The organism is Nocardia miyunensis NBRC 108239 (genome assembly GCF_001613065.1).
In the GTDB taxonomy this organism is placed as follows: domain Bacteria; phylum Actinomycetota; class Actinomycetes; order Mycobacteriales; family Mycobacteriaceae; genus Nocardia; species Nocardia miyunensis.
In genome coordinates, this window is sequence record NZ_BDBQ01000024.1 from 5,370 (window position 1) to 27,360 (window position 21,991).

1 protein-coding gene (running past one end of the window) is annotated in these 21,991 nt (G+C 67.6%); it reads right to left on the minus strand.

Going from position 1 to position 21,991, the window contains the following annotated elements; genetic code table 11:
* On the minus strand, positions 1 to 21,991 hold the end of the coding sequence (locus NM2_RS10365; protein ID WP_067667062.1) for an IQM protein middle domain-containing protein. 26,867 nt of this gene lie beyond the right edge of the window; 21,991 of the gene's 48,858 nt are visible here — the last part of the coding sequence; the start codon falls outside the window, past its right edge; its stop codon occupies positions 1 to 3.

The window sequence follows — 21,991 nt, forward strand, 5'->3', positions numbered from 1 at the left end:
CTACGCCTGTGTCGTTTCCGGATCTTCCGGCGTACCCGGCGTATGCGGGGTGTCCGGGGTGAGGTCAGCCTGGTCGTCAGGTGCTCGGGTGTCCTCTTCGGGTTCGTCGAACAGGTTGTGCAGCACGTTGTCTTCGTCGCCGTCGAGTGGCCGGTCGTTGGTGGGCCGGGGTGCTGCGAGGCCGTAGGCTCCGGGGCCGCTCATGCCGATCGCGTTGAATTTGGGTAGGTGGGTGAGATCGACCGCGAGGATGCCGCCTCGGCGGGGGATGGTGGTGTCGGGCGGGTCGATGCGATCGGGGTCCGGGATCCAGTCGGAGGCGCCCGCCGGCTTGTATTCCGCGAGCCCGTCGGGAGCGGTCCAGTACACGGTGCCGTCCGGGGTCGTGCGGCGTCTGCCACCGGAGGTGAAGGTGTATTGGATTGTGCCGTCGGGGGTTTCGTGGTAGCGGGCGCCGTCGGGGGTGAGGCCGTATTCGGTGTTGTCGGGGTCGCGGCGGTATCGGGTGCCGTCGGGTTCGGTGCCGTATTCGGTGCCGTCGGCCTCGCGGCGGTATCGGGTGCCGCCGGAGTAGGTGCCGTATTCGACGCCGTCGAGTGCCTGGCGATGCTGGTTCGATTCGCCGATGTGGTCGTTGCCCCGGGGGTCGAGCCGGTATTCGATGCCGTCGAGCGGTATCGGGTAATTGGCGTGGTCGCCGTACGGGTCCTCCAGGAGAACGCGCACCGGGGTGCCGTTGTCGTCGTGTTCGATCGCCAGGACCGTGTAAGCGTGATTCGCGGACAGTCCCGGTACGCCACCGCCGAACGAGTGGGTTCCGACCGTTACGGTGGTGCCGCGGCGCAGTGCCCATTCGATCTGACGGCCGATCGACCGGGTCGCGGTCGAGGACCTGTTCGAGAGCAGTCGATCCTGGGGCATCCCACCGTACGTTTCGCTGAAATAGTCTGTGAGAGCCTGCTTTTCGAGTTCCCACTGCTGGGGGAAGCGCTGGTTCAGGTAGTTGCGGAAACCGCTCGGCGACCGGAGGTCGCCGGTGCGCAGGTATTCGCTCCATGCGGTGCTGAATCCGGCCGGGTCGTTCCTGTAGCGGGCCGCGAGGCGTGCTCGCGTGGAGTTGTGCAGGGCCAGGTGCCGGGTCTGCCAATCGTGGAAGGTGTCGGCGAGTTGGCGGGAGAATTCGATGTCGGCGGTGGGCATCTGATCGTTCGAGATGTCGGAGCGCACTCGGCTGCGTCCCATGTGGTCCGCGACCAGTTGGTGCAGGGTGTCGATGTCGAATCGGAACGGGTGGGCGATGTCGAAGTTTCTGATCCGGGTGACGGGTTGTGCGAACCAGTCGCGCTCGGCTCGGTGGAAGCCTTTGCCCAGACGTGCGGCGGCGGTGGTGAGCGGGGTTCCTTCGATGGCGTGGTATCCATCGCCGTCGCCGAACCGAAGCGCGTAGGCCTTCTCGATCATGGTGGCCCACAAGGGTTCTCCGGGCTGGTGACGGATGTAGTAGCCGGTGTCGGCGCCCGGGACGACGTAGATCGTCTTCTCGGTTCGTACCCATTCCAGCGCGGTGGCGCCGTCGGGTAGCTCGACCAGGAAGCGGACGCTGACGGTGCCGTCGCCGTGGTCGTGCAGCATGTCCACGATCGAATGCGGATCGTGTTCGGCGAGTGATTTCAGGTCGGCGAGCAGGGCGCAATCCCCGGCCGAACCTTGGCGTGTCTCTTCGGGTTTGGGTAGGCCGTCCGCTCCGAACAACGGGTCGTTGTGCCGTCCACGTATCTCGGGTAGTGCGGGCAGGGCGCCGCGGGAGTTGTCGACGCGGATCCATTCTGCGCGGCCGGGGTATTTGACCCATTGCCAGCCTCCGTTGCCGTGCTGGGCGACGAGGACGGCGTTGTATGGCATCTTCGCCGTGAGCCACTCGTTGCGGGTGTTCACCGCGAGGAATCGGATTTCTCCGCCCGTGACGTTCCAGCTGACCGTGCCGATATCTGTGCGGTTGGGTGCGGTTTCGAAGATGAAGTCCTGCACCAGATCTCGCAGGACGTAGCGGATTTGTCCGTTGGGCTCGGTGATCTCGAAGTATGCGGGCCGGCCGGTTTGCTCGATGAGCTGTGCCGGTACCTTCGTGCCGGCTGCGGGCAGTTGTTCGGGCCGACCGTTGTGGTCGACGAGAGTGAGGACGTCGGCGTTGCCGGCGGGGCGGGGGATCCGGATCGAGACGCCGGGCAGGGGGAGGAGTCGTTCGCGCTCGGCGAGGGTGAGCGCCTGTAGATACTGGTCCGGGCGTAGTCGCTGTGGTCCCGGGTCGCTTCGATCCAAACGTGTTCGCGTGATGTGGGTTTCGCCGCCGAGTTCGACGCCGAACTGCTGTTGCAAGTGCTGGCCGGGGTAGGTGTCCCCGTCCGCGGGCTCGAACTGCGTGGCGGCCTGCGCGTTGCGCAGTTCCTCGGCGATCGCCTCGTGGTTCCGGAACGATGTCAGCCGCGCGCCCGCGGCGAACTCCAGATCGCCGCGCGATACCCCGGCCGGGCCCGCCCGGGGTTGCAGCGGGCGCACCACGGGGCTGTTCGTCCGTACCAGCAGCTCATCGATGCTCAGCGACACGCAGTTGTTGCGGGGCGTAGTCGATTCCGATTCGAGGTGGGGGCTCGAGATATCGGCGACCTCGTGCGCGGACGCATCGATACTCGTTGCGGCCGTTGCGGATTCGCCGGTCTGTGCGGGCGTTCCGTCGACGGTGGCCTTGGCCTGCGGCGTGCTGCCGGTACCGGCAGGGTCGCTGTGGTGTCCGGTGACGAAGAGGGTGTCGAGGTTCAGGGGTGTGTGGCCGACGCGGTTCGTGGCGAGCTCGGCGATGCGCTCCGCATTGTGCCAACCCGCTTGCGAGGTACCGGTTCCCGCGATAACGGCGTGGTACATCGTGGGTATCTGCCGTTGGAGGAAGACGTCGAGCGCGGGGTTGTCCTTCAGCAATTCCGCTCTCAGCGGGTTGTTCTTCAGGAACGACAGGAACAGGTCCAGGAGCTCGCCCTCGGAGATCTCCGAGGGATCCACGCCTTCGGTGTATGTGCGCAGAGCCTCGAGGATCTCCGCGCCGAACTTGCGGCGGTCGATCGTTCGCCGATGTTCCACCAGACGACTGTCACCGTCCAGTTTCACCCATTCCCGGTGCATTTCCCGCAGCGATCCCCAGCTGCTGGTATCCCGGCCGGGCAGGGATGGCAGCAGATGTCCCGGGAGCATCGAGGTCGCGTGCGCGTCGGTGATCACCACGGTCGGGTCGCTCAGGAAACCGTTGTTCGTCCGTCGCCTGCCGGGGTCCGCGAGGGTATCGATCACCTCGTGCATCGGTCCTTCGACGAATTCCGCTGTGTCCGAGTCGATGTGGATCGAGGCCAGCCAGTGCCGCACGCTCACCGGTGTGTCGGCGATGGACGGCTCCCACACCATCCAGTCGGCGCGGCCGCCCGCGTCCCGGGTGTACACCAGGTTGGCGACGTGATGCTCCCAGTCCAGCCTGGCGACCGAGCCGTCCGGCCGCTTCTGCGAGATACCCAGGCCCTGGCCGTTCACGAGAATCTTGCGCGGCTGGGTGCCCAGCTGAAGCAGTGCCAGCGCGACATGGTGCGACCGTTCGAAGCAGCCGTCGTCGATGTATTCGTGGGCGAGGGCGTGTGTCCCGGTGGAGTACTCGAACGTCATGTGCGCGAGGTTGTCGAACCATTGTGTCGCCGTGTGCCATTCGACCGGCTCCGGCGTGCGGTTCGTGCCCCGGGGCGCGGCATCGGACTCGGCGAAGATGTGGTCGAGGTAATCCCGTTCGGCCGGAACCGATGTCGATAGATCCGCGAGCAGGTCGCGACCGCCGGTTTGCGTCGTGTACGCATCCCGGACCGCCCACAGCATGCGCGGATCGCGATTCAGCCGAGCCACCATCGCCAGCTGGGTATCGGTGGACGCGTGGCGAATCGCCTCCGCGTAATCCCGCACCTCGGGCAGATCCGCGGGCGTCTGTCCCGCCCGCACCGCGATGCGCGCCGGGATCGGTTCCTGCACTGGGGGTTCCTGCAGCAGCGTGGCCACACGGCGCAGCTGGGTCTCGGACAGACGCTGGTCCAGTACCGCCCGTTCGAGGGCCTGTTGCAGAGTCCGGCCGTGCTCGGCCTGGAACGCCTGTGCCAGCGACTGTGCCTCGCGCTGGGCGTCGGCGTGACGCAGGACGGTCAGCACCCGGGCGAAGTCGACCGGGCCACGGCTGTCCAGGAGTACGCCCAGCCGGTGCGCATAGGGATGATCGGTCACCGGCCCGAGATCGTCTGCCAGGGAGAGGTTCTCGGTCGATTCCTGGGTGGGGATGAACGCCCGGTCGAGTTCCTCGCGGGTTTCGGCGCCGGTGAATTCGTGGGCCAGGGCGTCTCGGGGCGCTCGCAGGTGGCTCAGGACCTCCTGGAGCAGCATCGGGGTGCTGCTCAGCGCGGGGTCGAAGACCTGCCAGGCGGCGATCTCGCCCTCGACGGTGTACACGAGGTTGCCGACGTACTGGTCGATGGGCACGTATCGCTGAGTGGATGCGTTGCGGCCCGAGGAGGCCGGTCGTGTGGTGGGAGCCCGCATACCCTCGGCGGTGATGACGAGTTTGCGGGGGTGGGTGCCCAGGTGTGTCAGGGCCACCGCGGTCAGCCGGGCGCGTTCGGGGGATCCGAGGCCGGTGCTGAAGGGAAGCGAGTCGAGCGCCCGGATCCAGTCCGCCGCAGTGTCTTCCAGGACCGGAGTCGGGTCGGCATCCCGGGTCGCGGGCGGCGGCCGGGCGAAGACGTGGTCGATGTAGTTCTGTTCGCCGGGGAGTGCGGTGCGCAGGTCCGTGAGCAGGTCTCGGCCTTGGGAGGCGGAGCGGTAGGCGGCTTCGACGGGCCGCACTGTGCGCAGATCGCGATCCAGCCGAGTGATCAGTACGAGTGCGGCGTGGGGCTGTCCGGAGTCGATCAGGTCCCGCACGGCATCGGCGTAGGCGCGCACCTGCGGGGCGTTGCCGAGGTGTGCGGGTACGGGGGATGGTGGCGCGGACGCGGGGATCGTCTCGGGTTCCCAGCCCAGCAGGTGCGCTATCCGGGATGCCTGCGCGTCGGACAGCCGACCCGTCTCGTTGGCTTGTTGCGCCGCCGCGGCCAATGGCGTTGTGTGGTCCACTCGGTAGACGCCCTCGAGGAAGGCGGGATCGCGCCGCACGGTCGCGTGCCGCAGCGCGTCCAGCAGTGCGGGGAAATTGATCGGATCGGTGCCGGACAGGGCCGTGGCGAGTTGCGCGGCGTATTCGTGATCGGAGTCCGTATCCCGATTTCCCTCGATGAAACCGTGGAAGCGGGTCGGCAGGTGCGAGCGCAGGAATCGAGCGAGTCCGGGGTTGTCGTCGAGCAGGCCGACCCGTGCCGGGTTGCCGCGCAATCGGGAATCCAGGATGGCGAGGATGTCGTTCTCGGCTGGTGGGGTGTTCTCGGTCTCGCGGGTGTGCAGGTAGTCCTGGATGGCGTTGCGGATCTGTCCGCCGAGGGTGCGGCGGGCCATGATGTTCAGGCTTTGCAGCAGGCGGGTGTCGGTGTCACCGTCGGTGAGTGTTCGATCCAGGTCCCGCAGCGTTTCGGGACGGTGCACATCGCCGGGGGTGCGGGGTGGCAGCAGACGTCCCGGGGCCAGGGCCATCGCGTGCGCGTCCGTGACGACCACGGTCTGATCGCGCAGATACCCCTGGTTCGTCCAGCGTAGCCACGCGCTGTCCTCGGCTTCGTCCGCTGCGCGGCGTGCGGCGAAGGTGTCGATGATCTGCTGGGTGGGGCCTTCGAGGTGGGTTGCCCGGTCTGGGTCGAGGTGGATTCTGGTGAGCCAGTCGCGGGTGGTCATCGGTTCGCGGGCGAGGGCGGGATCCCAGACCATCCATTCGGCGTGCCCGTCGGGGTCGCGGGTGTAGACGAGGTTGGCGACGTGGTGTAGCCAGTTGAGTGTTTTGGCCGAGCCGTCGGGCAGGGTTTGGTTGATGTGCAGGTCTTCGCCGTTGACGAGGATCTTGCGTGGCTGGGTGCCGAGTGAGATCAGTTCCAGCGCAACGTGATGCGCCAGCTGGACGCAGCCGGTGTCGAGGTAGCCGTGTGGCATCGGGTGGTCGCCGGACCAGTGTTCGAAGGACATGGTGTCGATGTGTTCGAACCATTGCCGGGCGGTATCCCACTCCACTGGTACCCGCTCGTCGTCGTCGGCCCAGGCCGCATCGCGTTGCGGTGATTCGGCGAAGATGTGGTCGAGGTAGTCCTTGTCCTCGGGCAGGGCGCTGCGCAGATCCGCGGCCAGGTCGCGGCCGCTGGTCCGGGCTCGGTAGGCGTCCTGGATCGCCCACAGCCGGCGCGGGTTGCGGTCGAGGTGTTCGACGAAGGTCAGCGCGTTGTCGATATCGCTCTCCGCCAGAAGCGATTTCACGTATTCGACGACCTGTGGCAGGTCTGCGGGTGACTGGCCCGGCCGGGTTGCCGTGCGGGGTGGTGTGATTCCGGCGGGTAGGTCCTTGCGGGGTTGCCAGCCCATCAGGCGGGCCATCCGGCGTTCCTGCGCCTCGGACAGGCGCCCCTGTTGAACCGCTTCGCGGACAACATCTTTCATCGAGCGTCCCGATGTGTCGCGGAACGTGCTGTCCAGCGGCCGCGCGTCTCGCTGGGTGTTCGCATGGGTCAGGATGGTCAGCACCCGGGCGAAGTCGATCGGTGAGTCGCCGGACAGCGCCGCGCTCAGGGACCGCGCGTAGGGATGCGCGGACGCGGTCTCGGATACGGCCGCTGCCGGTATGGTTTCGGCCGCGGAGCGGCTCGTGCCCTCGGCGGGGATATCCGAGATCGGCTGGTGCGGTGCGGACTCCGCGTCGAGGACGACCACGTCGTTCGCCTCGTCCGAGGTGAGACCGGCCGGCAAATCGTTGCGTGGTGCGCGGTCGGGTGCGTTCCGCGGCCCGGACCGGCCGGGTGCGGGGGTGACACCGATGTGTAGTTCGCTGGGGCGTGGTGCGCTGCCGTCGGATGTCGCGGCGCGCGTCCCGTCGGACCGGGTGCTCGCGTCGGCCGGTGTGTCCTGACTCGATGGGGTGAGCGTCGATCGTCCGAATGTCTCGGCCGGTGTCGACAGCGGCTGAGGTGGTGCGTTCTCGCCGCGGGGCGCGGTCGGGGTGCGGCCGGTGGCGCTCGGATGCGGCCAGGAGCCGTCGTGTGCCGCCGGGGCGGTGCCGGCGCGGTCGGTGTGGTGGATCGTGACCAGGGTCGTATCGAGTTGTGGCGCGGCGGCTTTCGCTGCTGCCCTGGTGGTGTGGAGGTGGATCTGTCGCAGTGCGCCGTTATCGGTGTCGGCGCGGTGGGCGGCGGTGAATGCGGCGAGGGCCGCGCCGAGTTGGTGGCGTCGGCGGAGACCGGATACCAACCGCGAGAAGGATTCTGCGCCGGCATGTCGTGTGCCGGTGCGCGGCTGGAACAACTGCGCTGGGGTGTGGGCCCCGGAAGTGGCGATGTGACCGGTCCACACGATCGTCGCCCGATCCGGCTGGGCGGCGGCGTTTTGCGAATACTGTTGTGCCGCTTGAATGATCATGTCATCGGTTGATCCGGTGTCCGGATGGGCGTACCAGTGCACCGCGGTGGCGGTATCGACCGGGCCGATGGCGATGGTAGCGGTGAGCTGTCGGCCGGTGGTGTCCTGATCGAATGCCAGCAGGTGGATCGAGGGTGCGGTGGCGCCGGTGCCGACGGTGACTTCGAGCCGCGCGGTGTAGAGATCGGCGAGGGTGTTCTTCAGGTTCTGTCGTTGACGACGGATGCCGGGTGGCAGGTCGGCAGCGTCGGCCAGTGCGTCGAGGCGCGCGATCTCGAGTTGGATCAGCTTGCGGTTCAGGACGTCTCGGACCGGGGCGGGGATGCCCTCGCCGTTACGCAGGGGGGCGTGGCCGTAGAGCAGTTGGGTTTGGAAGCCCGGTGAGAGGTCTTCGAATGACAGAGTGTTCCACCAGTCCCGGCCGTGGTCGTGCCACCAGGTCGCGCGCTCGTGGGCGGTGGCCTCGGCGCGGAGTGCGTCCGGGTGGGGTGGGGTGATGCGGTCGTAGGGGTCGCGCGGGGACGGCCGTGCGAAGGTCTGGTCCGTCGTCACCGGCCTGAGATAGTCCGCGTCGATTTCGCCGAGCCGGTGGTCCAGGTCGTCCTGTCGCTCGGCCAGGTTCAGGCGCTCGGTCCGCAGGATGCGTTGGACGTCGGGGTCCTGCGGGGCCGTCGCGCCCGGTGGGATGTGTGCGAGTTCCGTGCGGATCAGGGCCCGGTGCGCGGCGTCCAGCAGGATCTGCTGGTGGGTGATGTCGGTGCGCTGGAGGCCCAGCTGGTCGAACCGCTCGCGTGGCTCGTTCAGGTAGTCCAGCTGTTGGAAGTAGGGGCCGAGTACCAGGCCCTGCCTGCGTAGCCAGTCCAGTGCGAAGTCGTTGATCCGGGCATGTGGCAGGTAGTGCCCGCTGCGGTCGGTCATGGTGATCAGCCAGCCTTCGCGTACCTCGATCTCGCCCGCGCCCGTGACGGTGCGCCCGCCCAGGAACGAGGAGTGGTGCTGGACGCCGAGTTCCTGATCGCTCGCGTACAGGTTGCCGAATTCGTCCATCACGAAGATCGCCCGGCCCGGCTCGTCCTGGCGGGCGTTCACGGCCGAGCTGGTGTCGAAGGGGAGGCCGTCGCGGGCGCGGTACAGTCTGCCGTCCGGACCGACGAACAGCCGGTGCGCCTCGAGCTCCGCGGGGCTCATATGCCGGACCGGGGTGTGGTAGTGCAGGTGTTCGGCGGGGTTCAGGGACTTGGCGCCGGGGATCGCCGGAATGCTGGATTTGGTTGCGATCGGCCGGTTTTCGATGACGTACAGGTCCTCCAGCGGAGCCCCGTCGAGCAGCAGGATCTGCGGGGAGGCCAGTACCCGGTCGAACGGCGGCGGAATCTGCGGCCGCGGTATCGCCTCGCCCGGGGAGCTGAGCTGAGCGGGTTGGCGCGGGTTGTCGGTCGCCGCGAAGAGATTGCCCTCCGGGGTGATGCCGATCTCGTAGCGGCCGTCGGGGGTTCGACGGATGAATACGAACGGTTGATGTGGCCAGCCGCCGTCGGCCTCCACCAGCTCGCCGTCCGGTTCCACGATGGCTATGTTCATGTCGAATGCGTCGGCCGCAAGGTACAGCTGTGCCCGCACGACCTGGGGCTCCAAGGCCCGGTGGCCCGCCCGATTCGTGAGCATGAGCTGCTTGCGCTCGGGCAGCCACTGGTCGAAATTCTCCCGCCGCTGCTGTTCCCGCTGCCAGGCCGCATCATCTAGATTTCCCTGATTCCGCTGGTCGTCGGTCGCCCTGCGCTTCTCGTGATCGATCTCCACCTGGTAGGCCAGGTATTCGCCGATGGTCCCGCGGACGGCCGCGGCATCGCGCCGATTCAGGATCACGGCCAGGGTCGAGAACAGCGGATCCCTGCTCTCGTGCACCGGCGCCCAATGCTCCGGAATGAGCAGGCGATACGCGTCCGATGTGGGCGTGCTCGCCTCGCCGCGTGCGGCCGACGTCGAATGCTGTTGCGGGGCCGTGGTTTCAAGCTCGGCGACAATGACAGGCCCGGTGTCGGGGGCTGCTGTGGTGGCCGGTGCGGGCTCGGTGGCGGCGGCGCCGACGCGGGGCCGGATGTCGTGGGTGGCGGGTCCGGCGCGCGGCGAATCGGCGGTCTCGGGATGTGGCCGGGAGCCGTCGTCCGATATCTCTGCCGCCGGGGTCGTGCTCCGGTTCAGATGCACCCGGTCGGGGTCGATGCCGTTGATGCGGAACTGATTCAGCACTTCGGCGTGGAATTCGTCGTAGCTGCCGTCGCGGTGCAGGTCCAGTGCCGTGCCGATCGCGGTGGCCCGGCTCCCGCCGAAGCTGTCCCGCGCCGGTTCGACGCCCATGCCCACACCGGCCAGCACCTGTTCGGTACCGGGCGGCACGTCCCAGAGGAACAGCTCCGGATGACTGTGCTGCGCCGATCGCAGCCATGCGGTCACCCGATCCGCCGTGGGCTGATCGCGCATGTACATCACGATGCCGTCGGCCCGCTGCTCCAGCGGGCCGGCCGCCTTCGCGACGAACACCCCGGGGAAGCTGTCGGGGTCGTCGATGACCTCGTGGACGGCCCGGGCCATCACCGTGGGAAGTGCGGAGCCGACCGCATTGACGTAGATCTTGAATGAGATGTCCTCGGGGCTCGGCTGAATCGGACCGTCGGAGCCCATCCGGACGTACTGCACGAATGAAATGCCTTCGAACGCCCAGTGGTCGGCATTGTCCAGCGTCAGAACGCCAACGTCCTGCAGAATCGCCCGCTGGGCGAGTCCGGGCTCGCGGTCGGCCAGGATCTGCACCAGCTCGTCCCAGTAGTCGTCCGGGTCCGGGGCGGGGTCCGCGGCTCCCCGCTCGGCGTACAAGTTGTAGATGTCGTCTGCGGAACGCGCCATCTGGCGGTAGCCCCAGATATCACGCAGGAAGGCATCGAGATTTTCCCGCGACAGCGTCGGCGGGTGTACCCCGTTGCGCTGATAGGACTGCTCCCGCAACGCCATCAGGTCGTCGAACGACAGCTCCGGCCGCTCCGGCACCACCGTGGTGTACAGCTGATCCAGTGTGCGTGGCTCGTCGAACATGTCCGGGAAATCGCGGACGGCCTGCTCGAGCGCCGCGTCCGACCCGTGCCGGGTCGGCGGCACGGCCGGTCGTGCGTTCGGGAACAGGCTGCCGTAGAACCACGAACGGTTGCGGGAGCTGTCCGAGTCGGACTGCCGCGGTTGTGTTTCGCCGTCCCGGGACGTGGTGTGCTCGCCGTAGTCTGCGGCCGATTCGGCATCGTGCGCCGGGGCATCGGCACTGTCGTTGCGCGTCTCCGGCGGGCCGGTGATCATGGGGCCGGTGCTCGTCGGCTCGTCCGATGTGTGCGTGGTCGGTGGTTCGCCTCTGGTGAGGTTCCATTCGCCGGTGTGCGCCGGATCGGTATCGCCGATGGCGAAACGCGTACCGGTGCCGCGGATTTCGATGCTCTTGAATTTGTTCAGGTGTCCGATGTCGACGCTGAGCGTGCTGTCCGGACCGTAGCCGACGCCGTCGATGGTCCGCGGTACGTCCGGATTGCTTTTCCAAGGGTTTTGCAGGTGCAGCGTGGTTCGGCCGTTGTCGCCGGATCGCACATCGACCACCGAATACGAATGGCCGCCCGCCAGCCCCGGATATTTGGTGATGTTCTCCGAATCCTCGCCGAACTCGTGGGTGACCAGAACGACCGTATCGCCACGTTCCCGGATGAACCTGATGAAGCCTGTGACATGTCGTGCGGCGGCCTCGCTGGTGAATGATCCATCGGGATCGTAGGCGCGATTCAGATATTCCAGGACGGCATTCTTTTCGGCGGACCAACGCTCCCGTTCGTCGTCGGCCAGACGACCGTTCAGGAATTCATCGAACTCCGCGGCCGCGCGGGCGCCCGCCGAGGCGGAAACGGTGTTGTGCCACTGCGGTTCGAGCTCGCCGAGTCGTCGCGCGAATTGCGGGTCGGCATTCGGGCCCAGCCGCTCGGTGATCAGTTCGTGCAGGGTGTCGACGCCGAACCGCATCGGGTGCAGGAACGTCGTCAGATTGACATTGCGGACCGGCTGATGGATGGAGGTCGAACCGTCCGCTTCGTACGGCGGCAGCAACTCGGTCATCGCCACGACCGGGCTACCGCCGCGGATCATTTCGTAGTCGCCGCCTCGCCATGCGGCATAAGCCTTTTCGATGAGCGCGGTCCACAACGCGTGGTCCGTCGCCGCATAGAGCGTACGGCCGTCCGCGTCGGCCCACAGCTCTCTGGTGATCCGCCGCCAGCGCGGAATCTCCCGATCGTCGAAGAATCGTACGGCGATGGTGCCGTCCCGATATTCGTGCACCATATCCCGGATCGCCCGAGTGTTGTTCGCGCCCATATTCTTCAGCGGCGCGATGAGGAAGCAGTCGCCGAGTTCGCCCTGGGCCGCATCCCGTGCCACGGGCCCGCCGGGACCGAATACCGGACCGGTCGGCCGCTGTATCGTGAGTCCGAGCCCGCGCAGGGCGTTTTCGGAAATCCGGATATCGCGGTCGATCAGCGGGTTGCCCTGCGAGTCGACGCGCACGGGCACCGATTCGCCGGGGGAACGGTCGACCAGGGTGCCGTTGCGCATCCACCGCAGACCCGCGAGTGTGGCGGGCACCGTCCACTGATGCTCACCGTCACCGGGTGTCTCGGACACGGTCAGGTCGGACAGCAGGTCGCGGTGTACCAGGTGGCTGGCCGGATCGTCACCGGCCCGCACCGAGAACAGGCCCGAAACAGGGTCTTCGGCGCCGTGCAGCCGGTCGCGGGGCCGCACGCTCAGCAGTTCACCGTCGTGGTCCACGATGCTCAACCGATCCGGGGGCGTGCGGACCGTCGAGCGTGGCATCGGCTGAATCGGCATCGAGTCCGGGTCGAGCGGCGCGCCCAACGGCCGTATCGATACCGTCGCATCGGCCGGGATCACGGGCCGGAGCAGCGCATATGCCTTGTGCACCAGCGCCGCCCACATCGGCTCACCGTCGGTATGCGCCACATGTTCGGTTGATCCGGACGCGGCGTCGTGCAGCAGGGCCCGGTCGGTGCGAATCCACTGCGGCATGCCGTTGACGAAGAACCGCATGCCGACTGTCTCGTCCGGGTATTCGTGGATCATCTCCACCAGCGCCCGTGGATCGTGTTCGGCGATCTCGCCCAGGTTGTCCAGCAGTGCTGAACGGTCCGGCCGGATTCCGGGCCGGACATCGGATCGCCGGGGCGCCGGGCGCGAATTCACCTGTGCGAAAACCGGTCCCGCATGCATCCGCAGCGTCGCGGGCTGGTGTATGCCCAATGCCCGGACGGCGTGCGCCGGGAGTTCGATGCCGTCGCGGCCGAGGCGCAGGCCACCGGCATCGGCCGGTCCGGTCGGCAGCAGATCGCCGACTCCCAGCCGGGCCCCGGTGTCCAACAGCAACTGGGTGGGCCGCACGCCCTGCGCGTCACCCTTGGGCCTGCCGAGCAACAGACCCCTCGCGGGTCGGGTCCAGTCGAAATGGCGGATCAGCTGGGCGTGCACCGGATGGCTCGCACCGTCCGGATCCGAACCCAGCCGGATCGAATACCGGGTGCGCGAACCGTCGGAGCCGGGCGTCCGGTCCAGCAGCACCCAATCCTTCGGTCCGATCACCAGCGCGTGACCGTCCTGCGCGATCACCACCGTGTTCCGGGTCTGCTGGATCGTGCTCACCCGATCCGCCGTCAGGTCGTGCGGCACCGTCGAGGAGAATCTCCTGCGCGCGGCGTACGGGTCGCCCGCGCCCGCGGGCAGCTCCCTGGCGAACAGCTGGTGTTCCGCCTCGGTGAGTGTCCAATCGGCGAAATCGCCTGCCCGCGACCGCTGCTCATCGGCGACCGCCTGCTCGGTGTCCGGGGCCGGTGGGTCGGCGACCGTGCCGGTTCCGGTGGGGGTGATGCGGACGTCGCCGATAGTGCGGGCGTGTCCGGCGTTCGCGGTGGTGATCGCGTCGCGGTTGGTGCGGTGGATCGTGACCAGTGATGTATCGAGTTGCGGCGCAGCGGCTTTCGCTGCCGATCGGGTGGCGTGCAGGTGGACTTGCTGTAGTGCACCGGCATTCGTGTCGGCGCGGTGTGCTGCGGTGAATGTGGAGACCGCGGTGCCGAGCCGGTCGCTTCTGCGGAGACCGGAGAACAAAGAGAACGACTGTGCGACGGCATGCGGTCTGCCGCCGCGCCGGTGGTACAGTCCCGCGGCCGGGCGGGTGCTCGCAATGGCGTGGTCGGTCCAAACGATCGTCGCGTAGTCGGATCGGGTGCCGGTGATCAATGAATGCTGTTGTGCTGCTTGAACGATTGCGTCATCGGTTGCCGCGATATCCGGCTGTGCGTGCCAGTGCACGGTGGTGGCGGTGTCGACGGAGCCGATGGCGATCGTTGTGCTGAGGTGCTTTCCGGTGACGTCCTGTTCGTACGACAGCAGGTGTACCGGGGATGCGGTTGTGCCGGTGTGGCGGGCATTGATCGTGGTTTCGAGCTCCGCGGCGTACAACTCGACGAGCGTGTTCTGCAGGAACTGCCATTGGTGGTGGGTGCTCGCCGGGAGGTCGGCGGTTGTGGCGAGTGCCTTCAGGCGGGCTATTTCGAGCTGGATGTGCTTGCGGTTCAAGGTGTCACGCACCGCGGCGGGGATGCCTTCGCCGTTGCGCAGCGTGGCGTGGTCGGTGAGCAGCTGAGCTTGGAAGTCCGGTGCGAGGTCTTCGAAGTGCAGGGCGTTCCACCAGTCCTCGCCGTGGTCGCGCCACCAGGTCGCCGCCTGGTCGTCGATGGCGTGCAGAACGCCGGCGTGGGGCGGGACGATCCGGTCGCCGGTGTCGCGTCGGGCCGGTCGCGCGAAGGTCTGGTTCACCCACGTTTCGCGGAGCGTGCCCTCGTCGGTTTCGGTGCGCCACTGGTTCAGATCGTGCTGTCGCTGAAGCAGATTCGTGTGCTGGGCCTGCACGATGCTCTGGACGAGGGGGTTGCGCCGGAGTGCCGCGCGCAGTGGGCTGTGCGACTGGTCGAGTCTGCGTTCCGTGCGAACCACGGCGACGATCGCGGCGTCGAGGAGGATCTGCTGATGCGTGATCTCGGTGCGCTGGCGGTCCAGTTCGCCGAAACGCTCGCGCGGCTCGTCCTCGAAGTCCAGCCGTTGGAAGTCGGGGGCCAGTACCAGGCCCTGCTTGCGGAGCAAGTCCAGCGCGAAGTCGTTGATCTGCGCATGCGGCTCATAGTGACCGCTGCGGTCGGCCATCAGAACGAGCAGGCCGTCGCGCACCCCGATCTCACCGGCGGCGGCGACGGTGTGGCCCAGGAACGAGGAGTGATGCTGGACGCCGACCTCGTCGCCGCCCGCGTACAGGTTGCCGAACTCGTCCATCACGAATATCGCTCGGCCCGAGGTGGAATGGACCTCCCTGGTGTCGAACCGCGAGCCGTCCTCGGCTCGGTACAGTCGGCCGTCCGGGCCCACGAACAGCCGGTGCGCTTCGAGTTCCTCGGGGCTCATCCGCTTGACCGGGGTGTAGAAGTGCTGCGGAACGGCTTCGGGCAGTCGCGCATCCGGGATCGAGATGCTGGATCTGGTTGCGATCGGCCGATCTTCGGTGATGTATTTCTTGTTCAGGACCACGCCATCGAGCCGCAGAGTCTGCGGCGAGGCCAGCATCCGGGTCGACGGGGGTGGGATCCGATCCCGGGACAGGGTCGAACCCGGTGCGGGCGCCGACCTGCCGGCCGGCACCATGCTCAGCTCGGGCGCCGCGAACAGCTTTCCGTTTTCGGTGACACCGATCTGGTAGTGGCCGTCGGATGTGCGGCGTATGTAGACGATCGGGAAGCTCGGAATACGGGCGATCGTGTTCCAGGTCCCGTCCGGGTGCACGCTGACCACATTCATGCCGAGCGCGTCGGCGGCCAGCTTCAGTGGCGCGTCCCGCTTTCCTGGATCCGGTGAATTCAGGTAGGCGGCGGGATCGGCGGCTATCCGGCGGTACTCCGCCAGCTCTTCCTCGGACCTGCGCAGGTTCTCCCGTTGCCACGCAACCGATCTGCCCCGGTTCCGGAGGTACTCGATCTCTTCGCGATCCTCGGCGTGGCCGTCCTCGATATCGCGCAGGAATCTGGCGATGCCATCGTGGACCAGGGCGGCGCCCTGGAGTTGGAGTATCCGGGCGACGGTGGCGAACAGCGGATCGGTGTCGTCGTGAACCGTCACCCAGTCCGCTGGCATCGGCGGGCGTTGCTGGTGGTGCGTGGGGGTGACCGGGACATCTGTTTCGTGGACGTCGGCCGGATCGGGCAGAGTCGACGTACTACCTGCTCGGTGGGGGTCGGCCTGGGGGCTGCTCGCCTGATCCGCGGGTGCGCCGACGCGGATGTCGCGCGGGAATCGGGGGAGCGGGGTGTCGCGGGGGAGCAGCGGGCGGACCGTATTCCCCCCGGGGGTGTACAGGATGGCGTAAACCGTGGTCGGCTGCCGCTGTCCGGGCAGCGTGTGGGTGGGGTCGGCGGTGTCCTCGACGCGGATCAGGCCGCGGTCGTTGAACATTCGGTAGGCGTGCGCGCCGACGCCGTTCGCGTTGGGTGTGGCGTGTACCGCGACGACGAAGGCCTGCGCGCCGTGGCCGTGGATCTGCAGGTTCCGCACGATCGCACTCTGGTCCGGATATCCGTGGAGTCTGCCGCCCGCGGCTCGCTCGATTTCCCGGCGTGTGCGGCCGGGCAGCGGGCGGTTGTCCCGCGGAATACGAATTCTGCTGCCGCGCAGAGAATTTCGGATCGCCGTGAGAGTTGCCACGACGCAGTCGGTAGCCGTGAGTGGTGTCGGCAGAATCCGGGCTGTGCGGCCGGTGACCGCCGTGTGGGCGGTCGTGCCGTCGCCGCGGACGGTGTTCGAGGTTCGTGCCGGGGTAGTGGTTGTGACGTGGCGGTGCAGCCGCGAGCTGGGGCCGATGCGGGAATTGAAGCGCCGCAGTCGGTTCCAGGTGCCGCGGTCGCCCCGGGCAGGTGTGGTCGAGTCGCCGGAACGGGTCGGGGCGCTGCCGTCGGATGCGGGGATGGTGCGGCCTCGGCCGCGGGTGCTACGGGGTGCTGGGGCGTCTTCGGTGGGTTCCTCGACGACCACGGGCGATTCGGTCTCCACGACAGTCGTGATGTCTTCGGCCGGCTTCACATCCGTGGAGGATGTGATGTCTTTGGCCGATGCGATGTCTTCGGGTGCCGTGATGTCCTCGGACGATGCGATGTCCTCGGACGACGGGATGTCTTCGGGCGACAGAATGTCTTCGGACTGCTCGGTAGCCTTCGACCGGGCGAAGTACTCGGTCCGCGTGATGTTCCCGGACCGCGTGATGTCCTCGAAGTACGGGATGTCTTCGAGTCCCGCAATGTCCTGCACGACGTGACTCGGCGGACGGTTACCGATCATGGTCGTCGCGGGCAGGGTGTCCGTGGCCTCTGTGAATACCGGTGTGCCATCGGCCTGGTAGAGCACCGCGTAGGTACCCGCCAGCTCCCGTGGGACGTTCGGCGGGAAGAGCCGGGTGCCGGGGTCCGCGGAGTCATGAACCTCGATGGTGACGCCGTCCTGCCCGACGCGCAGCACGTACGCGTGCGCGCCGACACCATGGGCGTTGGTGTAGTCCCGGTAATCGTCCACCACCACGGCCACCGCACCCGGGCCGATCGCCCGCAGCCGCGTGGCGATCTCGTCGTGGTCGGCGAACCGCCGTAGCGGTGCACCGGCGTTGTCCGACAACACATCCGCGGGCATGCCGGTGATACCGGCGTGTGATTCCGACACCCGCGGCCGGGGGCGTCCGGTGAACTCGGCCGACACTTCCAGCGATGTGACCCCGCAGTTGGTCGTGTCCTGTTCCGCGGTCGCGTAGACGGGTGGATTCTCGTACGAGGGTGGACGTTCACCCAGTTCGCCATAGGCGGGAAGTTGTTCGAGCGCGGGGGCCACGGCTCGAGCCATCGGGATTGTGGCGGGTGCGGTGGCGTGGATTCCGGCCTCGGCGATCACCAGATCGCTGATACCGCGCTGGCGCATCATCGATTCCAGCCCGGTGACGTGCGATTGCCCGGTCTGTCCGGTGTCGGGATCGTAGATGCGGAAGTCGTCGGTGGTGCCGATGCGCTGCACCGCCAGCGCGCGGGATTCCTGCGGGTTCAGCATCCACACCCGCGCATCGCCCGCCAGATCCGTCAGCCGGACCGAATCACGAAGTTCGTGGCGGGCATCGCCGCCCAGGCTCAGTTCCGCCCAGCGGATCCACTGCGTCAGCGTGCGGTCCTCGCTGGCCGCGCACAGACCCGCGATCGCGTTGATCGCGTCCTGGCGTTGCGTGGATGTCAGTGTCGTGTAATCGAATTGGCTGTTTCCGGTGTGTCCGTGCACCAGCCAGTGCATCGCCAGCCAGCCACCGAACCGGCCGACGGTGTCGTTGCCGGGCAGAGCCCGCACGCGATGTTCGGGGTGGATCCACAGCGACCGCCTGCCCTCGCTGGTCACCTGCAGATACGGATTGCGCATTGTCGCGGCGGGATGCCAATTCTCTACCTGAGCGTAGGTCCGGCGTCCGTCGACCAACGCCGACGGTATCCCGCGAGATAGCCCTTGGAACAGTCGTCCGAGACCGAATCTCGACGAACCGGATCGCTGCCGATGCTCGTACGGGCCCACCGTCCCACGGAATTCGCGCGGTGTGGTCTGTGGCTGTTCCGGCGTTTGCTCCGGTGGCAGCTTCGTGTGCGGTTCGGTCGAACCGTCGTAGGTCGGAGTACCGAACTGATATCCCGCCGCTGCCGATCCGGTCGAGGGGCCGGCCTGGGTCTGTCCGGACTGCTCGAAGGAATCGGTGTGCTGGGCAGCTTCCGGGGTTGCGCCGCCGGGCCGGTTGCCGTCATCGCTCGTGCGGGCCCTCTGGGCGCCGATGCGGACGTTGCCGATGGTGCGGTCGTGTCCGGGGATGGTGATCGGCCGGCCTTGCGGGGTGATGAGGATGGCGTGCAGGGTGCTGAAGCCGGCGGGGATGTCGTCTGCGGTGAGGGGTACTTCGTCGCCGGTGACTGGGTCGCCGAGGACGATGGTTCCGTTGTTGTCGCGCAGGTAGTAGGCGTGTGCGCCGGCGCCGTGACGGTCGGTCGTGGTGAGGGTGGCGGCGATCATGGCGTAGGACCCGTGTCCGAGTTGCGGATGGTTCGTCAGGGTCTCGGCGAGCGCGGCGTGGTTGTCGAACTGCTGTAGTCGTGCGCCCTCGCCGGCGTAGTCCTCGTACTCCTCGGGGCTGATTCCGGCGAGTCCGACCGTGCCGGAGAGTCCAGCCAGGCCGCCGGGTCCGTGCGGGGGGCGCATGTGGGTGCTGTTGGTGCCCGCGGCGACTCGCTGCGCGGTGAGCGGGCCACAGATATTGATCGAGTGGGCGCGGGGGGCGGTCGTGGTGGTTGTGTCGGTGACGTGCTGCCGGCTGCCGTTCGTGACGGGTGCGAATGCGTGGGATCCGTCGCTCCCCACTGCGCCGATGATCCGGCCCGAGGTGGTGTGGTGCACCGTTACCGTGGACGAATCTACTTGTCGCAGTATGGATTCGGCTATCGGCTCCGCTGCGGACAGGTCGATCCTCTGGAGTGCGCCGTCGTTCGTGCCGGAGCGATGTGCGTGGATGAACGCGGATATCGCCGTGCTGGGCCGGTCGGGGGTCGGCCGGGCGGTCGCGGCAGGGCGGCCGGATCTGCTGGGCCCGGAGAACATCCGGAGGAACCGTGGCCTGGATGTGCGTGGTGCGCCGGATGCGGTGTTGCCGGACCGTGAGCGGGAGAACAGTCTGCGCAGGCTCGAGGATGGGCGTGTGCCGGGGGCATCGTCGTCCTCGGGTTCCGGCGTGGTGCTGTGGTCGATCCACAGGATCGTCGCGTGATCCGGTCGGGTACCGGTGGTTTCGATGTGCTGTTGTGCCGCTCGGGCCACGGCGTCGCCGATCTGGCGGGTCGGCGTGGCGGTGACTACCTGCCAGTGCACGGTGGCCGCGATGTGGACGGGTCCGAGCCCGATGGTCACGATGGCGTGTCCCCGCGGGTCCTGACCGATCGACAGTAGATATACCGGAGAGGCTTCGGTGCCGGTCACTTGTGCGGTGATCCGGGCTTCGAGGTCCGCGGCATACAGGCCGGTGAGTTCCTGTTCGAGGTCGTTCACCCAGCGTTGCCTGTGCGGGGGCCCGTCGATGAACAACAGGCTGGGGCGGCCGATTTCGAGCTCGATATGCCTGCGGTTCAGGGTGTCGCGGACCGCGGCTGGGATGCCCTCGCCGTTGCGCAGGCCGGGGAAATCGGTGAGCAGGGCTGCCTGGCTGGTCGCCGGCAGGTGGTGGAAGTGCAGGGTGTCCCACCAGGTGCGGCCGTGGTCGCGCCACCAGGCCGCTCGTTCCTGTGCGGCGGAGGGTGCTTGCGGGTGTGTGGGCGAGTCCGCATCGCGCAGGGCGTGGGGTGGGTGCGGTGGGTCGAGGGTGGCGCCGGTGTCGATGCGGGTGTCGTCGACCAGATCGTTCTCGAGATGTCCGTCGCTCAGGAGAAAACTCCAGTCGGCGAGTATGGACCGCTGACTCTCCAGATTGTGGAGTTCGGCGGAGACCAACTCGGACGCTCGCCGGGCGGCGCGGGGATTCAGGTGCGCGAGTGCGCCCCGCATGTTGCGGGCTGCTTGTTCCCTGGCGCTGCGCAGGATCTTCCGCCGGTTGATCTCGGTGTGCAGCGGGGCCAGTTCCGCGAACCGGTCCTCCGGCCGGTCCGTGGGGTCGATCGCGGGAAGTTCTGTCCTGGCGGCGAAGAGGCGTGCGGGTGCGGATGAGGCCGGTTCCACCGTGGCATGCAGGACAGTGGTGCGGTCGTCCCGCTCGATGCGCACGATTCGGTAGTGGGTGTCACGTGCCAGCAGCAGTTCATTCTGGCCTGGTAGCGCGCTGCTGCGGCCGATATAGACGCCCCGTGCGCCCGGAGGCACCGTCAGTTCCAGGCGGTAGTGGAAATATCGGTTCAGCTCGACCGATTCGGCGGTCAGTGAGGTGGACAGGTAACCGGGTTCGCGCTGGGGGACATCGAGGAGCAGTTCGGGATTTCGTCTTTTCAGCGGCTGACCGTCGCGGGCGATCAGGAAGTCGATGTCGGTCAGACCGCGCAGGGCGACGATCGCGGTGTCGCCCAGTCGCAGTTCGCGGTCGGCCGCGTGGTCCATCGCGGCGATGTGATGCGCGGCGATGTCCGCGGCGAAGGGCCGGTCGAAGTGCCTGCGGAAGTAGTGATCCAGTTCGCGCCACAGCCCTGCGTCGGCGCGCAGCTGTTTCCACCACGCCCACGCGCCGCGCTCGTCGGACAGCATGGTGTCCAGTGCTCGCAGTTCGCGGAGTTGTGTGGTGGTGAGGTGGGGGCTGGCGCGCAGTGTGGCCTGCCGGTCCTGGAACATGCGTGTGTGCGGTTTGGTCGCATGCGGCCACTGCAGGAGGTTCTCGGTCTCATGGCTCTCGCGCAAGCGGCGGATCAGGTCGGCGAGTTCTCGGTCGGAGGGCACTCGGTCGGAGGGCAGAGCCCGTATCAGGTTGCTGATCGCCGATGCCTTCGTGTACGCGTACAGCGCTGTGCGCACGTGCTGCGGCAGCTGATCCCAGAGGTGCAGCTCGTGGTCGCCGAATTCGGCGCCCAGGGAGTCGGTCTCGAACCGGCGTGCCGACGGGGGTTCGGTGGCGATGGCGTCGTCGGTGATCCGGTCGATGCGGGTTTCGTTCGGGTGTGTGGCGCTGCCGTCGGTGCGGGGGATCCCGGATGTCCGCACGGGTGTGCCGGGGTGTGTGCTCCGAGACGTGGTGTCGTCGAGTCCGTCTGTGCCCGAGGCGGTTTCGGTCGATGGCGCCGATCGGGGAGACGACCGCGTGGTGGAACCGATGCGCGGCTCGTCGACGGGCAGTGGCAGGGGTTCCACCGTGCCGTGCAGGACGATGAAGCCTTCGGGTTCCCGGACGACGTCGGTGATGCGGTACGTGGTGTCGCGTGCGAGCAGAAGTTCCTGGTGTTCGGGATGGATGCCGTCCTCGCCGATGGCCACGCCGCGCGTCCCCGGTGGTACCACCAGTTCGAGGTAGTAGGTCTCCCTGGAATCCAGCGTGACGCCGTCGGCGGCGACCGAGGCCGACAGGTAGCCGGGTTCGCGCTGCCGGGTCCCGATCAGCAGCTCGGGTTCCCCGAAGTCGAGGGTGTTGCCGCGGTCATCGATGGAGAGGAAGCCGATGCTCTCGAGGCTGCGGACGACGACGATCGGTTCGGTCAGCGGTATC